Source organism: Spirosoma sp., assembly GCF_026391055.1.
Taxonomy (GTDB): domain Bacteria; phylum Bacteroidota; class Bacteroidia; order Cytophagales; family Spirosomataceae; genus Spirosoma.
In genome coordinates, this window is sequence record NZ_JAPLET010000015.1 from 72,894 (window position 1) to 84,340 (window position 11,447).

The window sequence follows — 11,447 nt, forward strand, 5'->3', positions numbered from 1 at the left end:
AGCCTGTCAACTAGCTCATTTTCAAGTTAGTCGACAGGCTAATGGTAGGCTGGGTATTTACCGTAGGGTGTCTGCCATAACGGGTGGTTGAGCAGTTGCCGGCTGCTGATTCTGAGGCTGCGCTGGCTGGGGTTGAGCCGCCTGTGGCTGGCCTTGCTGATAGCCCGGATAAGCGGAACCGTCACCGTATGGGCGCGTAGGCGGACCTACTATTTCGACGGCTGTAATGTAGTATTTGGTTTCGCCATTCCAGGGGAATTTTAGGATCTTCTCTTCGTAGTGCAGGGTTACCCGCTGCCCTGTTTTGACAGCCTGCGTAACCTGAGCTGCTACGGCATCATCTTTTACCGAGAAATCAAAATACTGGGGGGTTAGGGAGCCAGTTTCGCCCGAGAAGCCGCCTACATTCAGTACGCCTTCATACGTTTTGAAAAGGAAACCCCGGCGACTGAACTTGGAGACCGTACCGGCCCGTTCGCCATCACTATAACTCCAGCCGGTGAGTGCATAAAGAACACCGAAGATGACTAATAAAAACAACAGAAAATATAATAGACCTCGCATGGGTATGGTTTGTTTAGTGGCAAATGATCAGCTCACAAATAGACAACATTTTCTGTTAAGTTCTGTTTAAGGACTCTATTGACCATGAATTATTGATTAAGTCACGCAGCAATCGCTATCCTTTTTCTAAAGTTTTGCCCTGTATTTCGTTACTTTGTGGCTGGTTAGCTAACAAGCCTAATAGCTTGGTAGTCAAACTCGATAACCCGGTACGCCGGAACGATAGAAAATTTCGTTGTTAACACCTCTTATTATTTTGCAATGAGTACCATCCAAAGCATTCATGCCCGGCAAATCCTGGATTCACGGGGTAACCCAACTGTCGAAGTGGACGTCCGTACCGAAAACGGTTTTCTGGGACGGGCCGCCGTGCCATCGGGCGCATCGACCGGCACACACGAAGCTGTCGAACTCCGCGACGAAGATCCTAAAGTATATGTGGGTAAAGGCGTACTGAAAGCCGTTTCGAACGTCAACGAACTGATTTATCCTGAACTGGTCGGCATTTCGGTCTTTGAGCAAAGCATGATTGATAAAATTATGCTTGAGCTGGACGGTACTCCCAACAAAGGCCGTTTAGGCGCTAACGCCATTCTGGGCGTATCGCTGGCCGCTTCCAAAGCCGCTGCGCAGGAAGCAAACCTGCCGCTTTACCGCTACATCGGTGGTGTAAATGCGAATACCCTGCCCGTACCCATGATGAACATCCTGAACGGAGGTTCACATGCCGATAACTCAATCGACTTCCAGGAGTTCATGGTTATGCCTGCCAATGCAGCTAACTTCTCGGAAGCACTTCGTATGGGTACCGAAATTTTCCATACCCTGAAAGGTGTATTGAAAAAAATGGGCCTCGCCACTAACGTAGGTGACGAAGGTGGATTTGCGCCGAACATCAAATCGAACGAAGAAGCTATCCAAACCATCATGCAGGCAATCGAGAAAGCTGGCTACCGGCCGGGTGAAGATGTCTGGATTGCTATGGATGCCGCTACATCGGAGTTCTACGATGCTGAAACGGGCATGTACCATTTCAAAAAATCGACCGGCGACAAGCTGACCTCGTCAGAAATGGCTGGCTTCTGGAAAGACTGGGCTACCAAATACCCCATTCTCTCGATTGAAGATGGTATGGCTGAAGACGACTGGGCTGGCTGGAAAGCACATACCGACGCGCTGAAAGGTACAAACGTACAACTGGTTGGCGACGACCTGTTCGTAACTAACGTAACTCGTTTGCAGGAAGGTATCGATAAAGGAATTGCCAATGCAATTCTGGTAAAAGTGAACCAGATCGGTTCGCTGACCGAAACGATCGATACTGTTAACCTGGCGAAGCGCAACTCGTACAAGAACATCATGTCGCACCGTTCGGGCGAAACTGAAGATGCCACCATCGCTGACCTGGCGGTAGCACTCAACACGGGCCAGATCAAGACGGGTTCGGCCTCGCGTTCGGACCGGATGGCGAAATACAACCAGTTACTGCGCATCGAAGAGGAACTGGGTGAAAACGCTTACTTCCCAGGTCTTAAGTTTTAAATGTATAACGAATAATGTCAATGGATAAGTACCTGTCTGTTCATTGTACATTATTCGTTATACATTATTCATTCTTATGCTAAATCGTCTTCTCCGCTTCGTTCGCAATTTCTATGTCGCTACCGGCCTGGGGTTGCTGGTGTGGATGACTTTTTTCGATGCTAACGACCTGCCAACACAGATACGCAACTGGTGGCAGCTCCGAAAGCTCGATGGCGACGCAGCTTATTATCAGGAGAAAATCAAAGCTGTACAAACCGAACGCCGGGAAGTGCTCGGCAACGACCGCCTTCGTGAGAAATTTGCCCGCGAAAAATACCTGATGAAGAAACCGGGAGAAGATGTGTTCGTCATCGTCGATGAGCAGAATGAACAGTTAGAAAAATAATGAATAATACAAAATGGATAATGAATAGTGGCCGGAGCCTGACTCGTTCTGCATTATTCGTTATCCATTATTCATTACTCATTTCCTGGTTTTAGGTATGCTAAACGTTCTCTTCGTTTGTTACGGCAACATATGCCGGTCGCCGGTGGCGGAGGGCGTGTTCAGAACGCTGGTCGCTGAAGCCGGGCTTGATGAGCAGATTCAGACCGATTCGGCGGGAACGGCTTCGTTTCACATCGGTCAACTCCCCGACCGTCGTACCCGCGAAAACGCACTCGAACATGGCCTTACGCTCACTCACCGCGCTCGACGGCTAATCGGCGAAGATCTGGCCCTGTTCGATTATTTCGTGGCAATGGACGAGATGAATCTGGAAGCCATTGAAAAGCTGAATTACCGGAGCACAGGCCTGCATACGGCCGATACCATTTTTTTACTCCGTGAGTTCGATCCGGACGTAAACGACCAGCCCAACGTGCCGGACCCTTATTACGAAGGACCGGAAGTCTTCGAAGAGGTTTACCAGATTACCCTCCGATGCTGTCGTCAGCTACTTACCTATTTAGTGCAGCAACATAACTTGACTGAGCGAAAGAGCGACAGCGTGAACAAATGAGCCGCATGGCTTTCACAATGTCATTCTTCCGCTCTTTTACTCTTTCACTTTTTATGGACAAAAAAGTAATTCTCATCATTCTCGACGGCTGGGGTATTCCGCTGAAGCCCGAAGTGTCGGCTATTGAAGCGGCCAATACACCCTTCATGAATTCGTTATACCCCAAATACCCTCACAGTACGTTGGAGGCTTCCGGGCTGGCCGTTGGGCTTCCGGCCGGACAGATGGGTAATTCCGAAGTAGGGCACATGAATCTGGGTGCGGGCCGGGTCGTTTATCAGGATTTGGTAAAAGTTAACAAAGCCGTTGACGAGCACACGCTCGACAACGAGCCGGTACTGGTTAATGCACTGAATTACGCGAAAACAAACGGTAAAAAAGTACATTTTATCGGTCTTGTATCGGATGGAGGTGTTCATGCCCACATTGAGCACGTGAAGGGGCTGCTGTCAATTGCGCAAGCCCACGGCCTGACCGACGTGTTCGTGCATGCCTTTACCGACGGCCGCGATACTGATCCTAAAGGGGGAGTCGGCTACTTGACCGATCTACAGGCTCATATGGCCGTATCGACGGGCCAAATTGCTACTGTCATTGGCCGTTATTATGCGATGGATCGTGATAATCGCTGGGAGCGGGTTAAAATTGCCTACGATGCCATGGTAAAAGGCGAAGGCACAAAAATTGCTGCTGCCGATATATCGCAGTCGTTACAGTCGTCGTACGATGCGGGCGTGACAGACGAGTTTATTAAGCCGCTTATTGTCGCTAACGCCGACGGTTCGCCGGTAGCGGTGATCGAGAATGGCGACGTGGTGCTGTGCTTCAACTTCCGCACCGACCGGGGCCGCGAAATTACCCAGGCGCTGACCCAGAAGGATTTTCCGGAGCAGGATATGAAAAAACTGTCGCTGGAATACATCACGATGACGAATTACGACAGCGAGTTTGAGAACGTAAAAGTCATTTTCGATAAAGATAACCTACAAAATACACTCGGTGAGGTCGTCGCCGGAGCCGGTCGGAAGCAGATTCGCATTGCCGAGACCGAGAAGTATCCCCACGTTACGTTCTTCTTCTCGGGTGGTCGTGAAGAGCCCTTCGCCGGAGAGAAACGCCTGCTGTGCCCATCGCCGAAAGAGATGGTCGTTCGCGATGCAAACGGCGTGGAGACAACCATTCCGGTTAAGACTTACGATCAAAAGCCGGAAATGGCCGCTTACGACATTCGTGATGCGATTATCCCGGAGCTGGAAAGTGAAGAGCCGGATTTCATCTGCCTGAACTTTGCCAATACCGACATGGTAGGGCACACGGGTGTATTCGAAGCAGTGAAGATTGCCGCCGAAACAGCTGATTCCTGTGCCCAGGCCGTAACAGAAGCCGCGCTGGCTCATGGCTACACGACGATCATCATTGCTGACCACGGTAATGCCGAGTTCATGACTAATGACGATGGCACGCCAAATACCGCCCACACAACGAACTTAGTGCCGTGTATTTTAATCGACAAAGACTATCACCCGTCGTTGAAAGACGGTAAACTGGCTGACATCGCCCCCACAATTCTGGAATTGATGGGCATCCCGCAACCCGCCGAAATGGGTGGCGTGAGCTTGATTGTTAAGTAGTACCGCCCGTCCCCGTAAGGCATAATTAAAAAGGCCGCGCTGAAATTTCAGCGCGGCCTTTTTAATTATAAAACGATTCAATTACATATCGAACAGAATCCGGGTTGGATCTTCCAGAATTTGCTTGACGCGAACCAGGAAGCTAACCGATTCTTTACCGTCGATGATGCGGTGATCGTACGAAAGCGCTACGTACATGATCGGGCGGATAACGATTTCGCCGTTGACGACTACCGCACGCTCAACAATGTTGTGCATACCCAGAATCGCCGACTGGGGGGCGTTGATAATCGGCGTCGAGAGCATAGACCCGAATGTACCGCCATTGGTGATGGTGAACGTACCACCCGTCATTTGCTCGATGGTCAGCTTGTTTTCACGAGCCAGACCCGCCAAACGAACGACTTCTTTCTCAATTTGTGCGAAACTCAGCTGCTCGGCATTCCGGATAACGGGAACAACAAGCCCCCGATCCGACGAAACGGCAATTGAAATGTCGCAGAAATCGTTGAATACCATCTGATCGCCGTCGATTTGGGCGTTTACCGCCGGGAAATCTTTTAGTGCAATACAAACAGCCTTCGTGAAGAACGACATAAAGCCAAGCCCTACACCGTTTTTCTCTTTAAACTTATCTTTAAACTTATTCCGCAGGTCCATGATCGGCTTCATGTCCACCTCGTTGAAGGTAGTCAACATAGCTGTCTCATTCTTAACGGCTACTAACCGGCGAGCGATTGTCCGGCGGAGTGACGTCATTTTTTCGCGACGCTGGTTGCGGCTGCCCGGTACGGCAGGGGCCGCCGGCGCTGGTGCCGGAGCTGCAGGTTTAGCCGCTGCTGGCTGAGGTGCCGGAGCCGGTGCCGGTGATGCTTTCATGGCATCTTCTTTCGTAATACGTCCGCCAACGCCGGTACCCTGAACTTGTTGCGCATTAACGCCTTTCTCGTCCAGAATCTTAGCGGCTGCTGGCGACGGGTAATTTGCTGCATAGCTAGTACCGTTCTGACCGGTGGCTGATGCTTCGGCAGCGGGGGCACTCGCAGCAGGTTGTGGCGCGGGAGCAGCGGCCGGAGCAGCAGCAGAGGCACCAACTTCTATTTTTGCGATCAACGCGCCGATAGGCAGCGTTTCACCAGCCTGAGCTACGATACGGAGTGTACCGGCAGCTTCTGCCGGGAGTTCAAATGTGGCCTTATCGGATTCCAATTCGCAGAGAACTTCGTCGAGAGCAACCTGATCACCATCTTTTTTGCTCCACGAGGCAATCGTCACTTCCGTAACAGATTCGCCAACGGCCGGAACTTTCATTTCGATGACACTGGTAGCTGCTGCGGGAGCGGCTACTGCTGCCTGTGCGGGTTCCGTTACCGACTGCATCGCCGGAGTAGGCTGGGGTGCGGGTGTTGCCGGTGCCGGAGCTTCAGCTTTAGCTGGCTCGGCCGCCGGGGCAGGTGCCGGAGCGCTGCCATCGCTGTCGATGGTGCAAATGCTGGCTCCAATGGGCAGCACATCGCCCTCCTGTGCCAGAATGTGCAGAACGCCATCGGCTTCAGCAGTAAGTTCGAACGTCGCCTTGTCGGAGTCGAGCCCGCAGAGCACATCGTCCATTTTTACGTGGTCACCTTCTTTTTTATACCAGGTACCAACAGTTACTTCGGTAATGGATTCCCCCACGGGAGGGATTTTCATGTCAACGGCCATAATGTTTTAGTCGGTAAGTCAGTAAGTCGGTAAGTCAGTAAGTTGACAGACCATCAGCTATTAACTGACTTGTCGACTAACTGACTTACCGACTAATTTTTATTCAAACGCTCTTCGAACGATATCGGCTTGTTCCTGAGAATGTATTTTTGGGTAGCCGGTAGCGGGTGAAGCCGAAGCTTTCCGCGAAATAATCGGGTAGTTCAACCCAATCCGTAGCAGGTACGTCCAGTAGCCCATGTTTTCCGGCTCTTCCTGTACCCAGAAGATTTCGGCTTTTTTGTACTTCTCCAACACGGCGTTCAATTGCGTTTTGGAAAGCGGAGCCAACTGTTCAATACGTACAATGGCCACGTCGTCGCGCTGATCGGCCTGCTGCTTGTCGAGTAAGTCGTAATAGACTTTACCTGTGCAAAGTAGTACACGCTTCACCTTTTTCGCCTGTGCGTAGCTATCGTCGATAATTTCCTGGAACGATCCTTTGGTAAGGTCTTCCAGCGGGGAAATACATTTCGGATGGCGAAGCAACGACTTGGGCGACATGATGACCAGCGGTTTCCGGAATGCCCAGGCCAACTGTCGACGCATAACGTGGAACAGGTTAGCGGGCGTCGTGATATTAGCCACCACCATGTTGTATTCTGCATAGAGTTGCAGATAACGCTCAGGACGGGCGTTGGAGTGCTCCGGCCCCTGGCCTTCGTAGCCGTGGGGAAGCAACATCGTTACGCCATTCTGAATACCCCATTTCGACTCGGCAGCAGCAATAAACTGGTCGATGATGAGCTGGGCACCATTCGAGAAATCGCCGAATTGGGCTTCCCAGATTACCAGCGCATGCGGATTTGCCATGGCATAACCATATTCAAAACCAAGCACGCCATATTCCGACAGCAAGGAGTTATATATCTGGAATTTCTGCTGACCATCCTGAATGTAGTCCAGTGACGAGTACGAGGCATTCGTTTCGGAATCATGCAGCACGGCATGACGGTGCGAGAACGTACCCCGCTGCACATCCTGACCACTCAGCCGAACAGCTCTGCCTTCGAGCAGCAGCGAGCCATAGGCCAGCAGTTCGGCCGTACCCCAGTTCACCATTTTGGTGTCGTTGAGCATCGTTTGCCGGTCTTTCAGAAGCTTATCTATTTGCTTCAGCGGCTTGAAGCCTTCCGGTAATTTCACCAGCGCGTTGCCAATGGTTTGCAACGTTTCGGCCGGTACTCCCGTTTCGGGCGACTTGTCGAAGTCTGATGGTTCGCTGAAACGAAGTTCGGACCAGTCGAGGTCCAGCCGGAGTGGCTTGTATGGTATTTCGGCTTTTTGCTTGACGCGGTCGAGCCGGTCCTGCAACTGCTTCTTGAACTCCGTGTCCATGCGTTGCGCCAGTTCAGCATCTACGTCGCCCCGCTTGATGAGCAGGTCTTTGTAGATTTCGCGCGGGTTCTGATGCTTGTCGATGATGTTGTACATCGTTGGCTGCGTGAACTTCGGCTCGTCGGCTTCATTGTGGCCGTAGCGACGATAGCAGACCATGTCGATAAACACGTCCCGGTTGAATTTCTCCCGGAACTCTACCGCTAGTTTGGCGCAGAAAATAACTGCTTCAGGATCATCGCCGTTGACGTGGAAAATAGGCGCGTCGATGATTTTGGCAATGTCTGAGCAATAAATAGACGAACGGGCGTCTTCGAAATCGGTAGTGAAACCAATCTGGTTGTTGATAACAAAATGAACTGTACCGCCGGTTGTATAACCCGCCAGTTTCGCCATTTGTGTCACCTCATAAACAATACCCTGACCGGCAACGGCTGCATCGCCGTGGATCAGGATCGGCATGATCTTGGTGAAATCACCCCGGTATTCTTCGTCAGCCTGCGCCCGTACAAAGCCTTCAACAACGGGGTTGACCGCTTCCAGGTGCGATGGGTTAGGGGCCAGCTTCACGCTGATCTGCTTGCCCGATTTAGTTTCGGTCAGGCTCGAATAGCCGAGGTGGTATTTTACGTCACCATCGCCGTGTACCTGATCGGGTACATTGCCTTCGAAGCCATCAAATATCGACTCATACGACTTGCCCAGAATATTGGCCAGTACGTTAAGCCGTCCGCGGTGCGCCATACCGATCATTACCTCTTCAACGCCCATATCGGCCGCCTGGCTGATAATAGTATCCAGAGCTGGAATCGTTACTTCACCACCTTCCAGCGAAAAACGCTTCTGACCGAGGTATTTCGTAGCGAGGAAGTTTTCGAAAACGGTAGCTTCGTTTAGTTTTTCGAGAATACGCTTTTTCTCATCCAGGGTAGGCATGAAAACGAGCGCTTCTTTCTCAATCTTATTGCGCAGCCAGTTTTTTACATCCAGCTCGCGGATGTACATATACTCAAATCCAATTTCACCGGCATAGATTTTTCGCAGCGAATCCATAATAACGCGCAGCGTAGCCGGTCCGATTCCGAGCAGTTTGCCTGACTCGAATACCGTATCCAGATCGGCTTCAGATAGGGCGTAATCGGGCAAATCGACGCGGGGTTGCCGGTCTTTGCGTTCACGGAGCGGATTAGTTTTCGCCAGCAGGTGACCACGTGACCGGTATGCCTTGATCAAACTGGCAACCGAGACTTCCTTTTCGGCGTGGGTGGCATCGACTGGTTTGGCCGTGGCCTGTCCGTTGCCGGATGAGCCGTTTAGAGCTGTACCATTGCTTTTACCTGGCTCGGCCTGTGTGCCGGTACCGTTTCCATTGGCTTTTTCACCGTAGGTGAGTGAAAACTCAAACCCTTTAAAAAATTGCTGCCAGCTTTCGTCAACTGTCTGTGGGTCTTGTTTATAAGACTGGTAAAGTTGATCTACGTAAGCCGCGTCGGAGTTGGCTATATATGAGTACTGATCCATGACGGGGGCGCGTCGTTGTTTTGACCCGCAAAGGTAGCGTATCAGCTACAGAGTTGGCCCAAAATTTATTGATTTTATCCTACCAACTGCTAATAGCCGTCCGTTTATGTGAACAACGACCTGAAAAGTTGAATTTTTTGCAAAAATTAAGTTCTAAACAAAGAACTACAAATGAAACCATATAGTGCGTTATAGGTTCAGCGCGACGGTAAGAAAACGGATTTTTACCTAAACAAAAAGCCATCCATTAGGGACGGCTTTTGTACAATGAAGAATAGGCTGTTAAATGGCCATTTTTTTTCGACGGGCCGCCAGCGGATGCGTCGACATGGGTTGGTGCTCATCGAGGTTAATGACGTGGAACTCGCCACCCGCCAGCTGAAAATCTCGCTCGTAATTATGTAGGTTTTCCATAACGGTATGGTCTACGAACCGGGCCTGGTGTAAGTCGACCGTGACGTGCTGACCAGCCTCCTGTGGGATGGTGTCCAATTGCTTTTTGATCGATAGGTAATTGGTAAATACAGCGGCTCCGGTGATGGTCAGTGTATGGTGAGATCCTTCGGAAACAAGCTCCTGCTGGGGGTTGAAAAGGTATTTGACCGGCAGGCCGAGTGCCAGTTGGATAACAAATTTTGCCGCAATGCCCACCGCAATGCCTATCAACAAGTCAGTAGCCAGTGTAGCTATAATTGTAATCACAAATACAATCAACTGTTCAGCCCCGATGTGGCGCATATGGCGAAACTCTTTGGGAGCAGCCAGCCGGAATCCAACGGCAATCAGGATGGCCGCCAGTGCCGCTACCGGAACAAGTTTGATGAGCGGAACAAGAGCCACCACAAAAAGCAGCAGGAAACCGCCGTGAAAGAAGTTAGCCCAGCGAGTTTTGCCCCCATTAGTCAGGTTAGCCGACGAACGGGCTACTTCCGAAATCATTGGCAGACCGCCGAGGGTTGCTGATACCATGTTGCCAATACCAACCGCTGTTAAATCCTTGCTTAAATTCGATTTACGCTTGTATGGGTCAAGCAGGTCGATGGCCTTACCCGTCAGCAGCGACTCCAGCGAGCCAATGATAGTGAACATGGCGAGGTATTTCAGGGCGACGGGCAGCATGTCGCCCGACCAGGCTCCAAAGTTTGCATTGTACGACAGCTTAAACTCGCCGGGATTGACCAGTGGTTTAATGGCGCTGTATAGTTTTGTATCAGACAGGTGGAAGTATAATCCTAGGGCAATGGCTACTACCAAAACAACCAGCGCGGGAGGGACTTGCTTGATCGCTTTGCTTTTGATGGTCGGCCAGCTAAACAGAATAATGAGGCTGACGAGCCCGATCACCGCTACGTGCCACTCCATATGGCTGAGACTGTGGGGCACCATTGCCAGCAGTTCGAGCGGCTCTTTGCCCTTTAGTTCGGATGGGGCGATACCAACGGCCAGGTGAATCTGCTTCGACATGATGATGATCCCGATGGCTGCCAGCATACCATGAACGGCCGACAGCGGAAAAAAGTCGGCTAGTTTGGCTACTTTCAGCATGCCCATAACGACTTGCAGGACGCCGGCTGCTATGATAACACCTAGGGTCAGTTTCCAGCCCAGTTCGAGGTCACCCTTTCCTAATTCTTCCACGCAACCGGCCACAATCACAATCAATCCAGCTGCGGGACCTTTAATTGTTGGCTCTGAGCCGGCAAAAAACGCAACGATCAACCCACCGACAATGGCTGTCAACACGCCCATAATTGGCGGAAAGTTACTGGCTGATGCGATACCAAGACTAAGTGGCAAAGCAATCAGCGAAACCAGGAACCCCGATAATAAATCGGACTGCCAATTTTCTTTCAACCCGGCAAGACCTTTCGCCGGAACGACGTGAATAATAGGTTTAACTTGTGCTTCCATTTAGGTTATCAGTTACGTTCAAGGTTTAAGATATGACAACGTTCGACAACCCATATTAAGCTGCTATTAAGCAAAGATTAAAATACGATTAATGATATGAAAAAGTGGATAAAATCTTATAATTATTTGGATAATATGAATTATAGGAAATATTATTTTACATTTTGTACTTTATATGTAATTCTATAGAAAA

Annotated in this window: 8 protein-coding genes; 4 read left to right on the top strand and 4 right to left on the bottom strand. The window is 50.6% G+C overall.

What is annotated here, in order from left to right; all coding sequences use genetic code 11:
* Positions 1–57: 57 nt before the first annotated feature.
* Positions 58–564 carry a hypothetical protein gene (locus NT073_RS06000; RefSeq protein ID WP_297370275.1) on the bottom strand — a complete coding sequence of 169 codons (507 nt, stop codon included), beginning with the start codon at positions 562–564 and terminating at the stop codon, positions 58–60.
* A 261-nt stretch (positions 565–825) separates the two neighbouring features.
* Here NT073_RS06000 and eno point away from each other — a divergent pair, with 261 nt between their 5' ends.
* The 4 genes from eno (at position 826) to gpmI (ending at position 4,741) form a co-directional block, all read left to right on the top strand.
* The gene (eno, locus tag NT073_RS06005) at positions 826–2,106 is read left to right on the top strand and encodes a phosphopyruvate hydratase (RefSeq protein ID WP_012929510.1); all 1,281 of its coding nucleotides are present in this window, start codon (positions 826–828) and stop codon (positions 2,104–2,106) included.
* 76 nt (positions 2,107–2,182) lie between these two features.
* Entirely contained in the window at positions 2,183–2,494 is a 312-nt protein-coding gene (locus tag NT073_RS06010) for a hypothetical protein (RefSeq protein WP_012929509.1), read from the top strand.
* Positions 2,495–2,591: 97 nt separating this feature from the next.
* The gene (locus NT073_RS06015; protein ID WP_297370278.1) at positions 2,592–3,110 is read left to right on the top strand and encodes a low molecular weight protein-tyrosine-phosphatase; all 519 of its coding nucleotides are present in this window, start codon (positions 2,592–2,594) and stop codon (positions 3,108–3,110) included.
* Positions 3,111–3,163: 53 nt separating this feature from the next.
* Positions 3,164–4,741 carry a 2,3-bisphosphoglycerate-independent phosphoglycerate mutase gene (gene gpmI, locus NT073_RS06020; RefSeq protein ID WP_297370281.1) on the top strand — a complete coding sequence of 526 codons (1,578 nt, stop codon included), beginning with the start codon at positions 3,164–3,166 and terminating at the stop codon, positions 4,739–4,741.
* Between the two features lie 81 nt (positions 4,742–4,822).
* Here gpmI and odhB read toward each other — a convergent pair whose 3' ends face one another.
* The 3 genes from odhB to NT073_RS06035 form a co-directional block, all read right to left on the bottom strand.
* Positions 4,823–6,445, bottom strand: coding sequence for a 2-oxoglutarate dehydrogenase complex dihydrolipoyllysine-residue succinyltransferase (gene odhB / locus NT073_RS06025; protein WP_297370284.1), 1,623 nt, complete (start codon positions 6,443–6,445; stop codon positions 4,823–4,825).
* A 99-nt stretch (positions 6,446–6,544) separates the two neighbouring features.
* The gene (locus NT073_RS06030) at positions 6,545–9,343 is read right to left on the bottom strand and encodes a 2-oxoglutarate dehydrogenase E1 component (protein WP_297370287.1); all 2,799 of its coding nucleotides are present in this window, start codon (positions 9,341–9,343) and stop codon (positions 6,545–6,547) included.
* Positions 9,344–9,625: 282 nt separating this feature from the next.
* Entirely contained in the window at positions 9,626–11,254 is a 1,629-nt protein-coding gene (locus tag NT073_RS06035; RefSeq protein ID WP_297370290.1) for a SulP family inorganic anion transporter, read from the bottom strand.
* Positions 11,255–11,447 lie beyond the last annotated feature (193 nt).

What these genes read in the sequence shown, in the direction of transcription:
- NT073_RS06000 (WP_297370275.1), bottom strand. Translation starts at nt 564, where the DNA reads ATGCGAGGTCTATTATATTTTCTGTTGTTTTTATTAGTCATCTTCGGT.
- eno (WP_012929510.1), top strand. Translation starts at nt 826, where the DNA reads ATGAGTACCATCCAAAGCATTCATGCCCGGCAAATCCTGGATTCACGG.
- NT073_RS06010 (WP_012929509.1), top strand. Translation starts at nt 2,183, where the DNA reads ATGCTAAATCGTCTTCTCCGCTTCGTTCGCAATTTCTATGTCGCTACC.
- NT073_RS06030 (WP_297370287.1), bottom strand. Translation starts at nt 9,343, where the DNA reads ATGGATCAGTACTCATATATAGCCAACTCCGACGCGGCTTACGTAGAT.
- NT073_RS06015 (WP_297370278.1), top strand. Translation starts at nt 2,592, where the DNA reads ATGCTAAACGTTCTCTTCGTTTGTTACGGCAACATATGCCGGTCGCCG.
- NT073_RS06035 (WP_297370290.1), bottom strand. Translation starts at nt 11,254, where the DNA reads ATGGAAGCACAAGTTAAACCTATTATTCACGTCGTTCCGGCGAAAGGT.
- gpmI (WP_297370281.1), top strand. Translation starts at nt 3,164, where the DNA reads ATGGACAAAAAAGTAATTCTCATCATTCTCGACGGCTGGGGTATTCCG.
- odhB (WP_297370284.1), bottom strand. Translation starts at nt 6,445, where the DNA reads ATGGCCGTTGACATGAAAATCCCTCCCGTGGGGGAATCCATTACCGAA.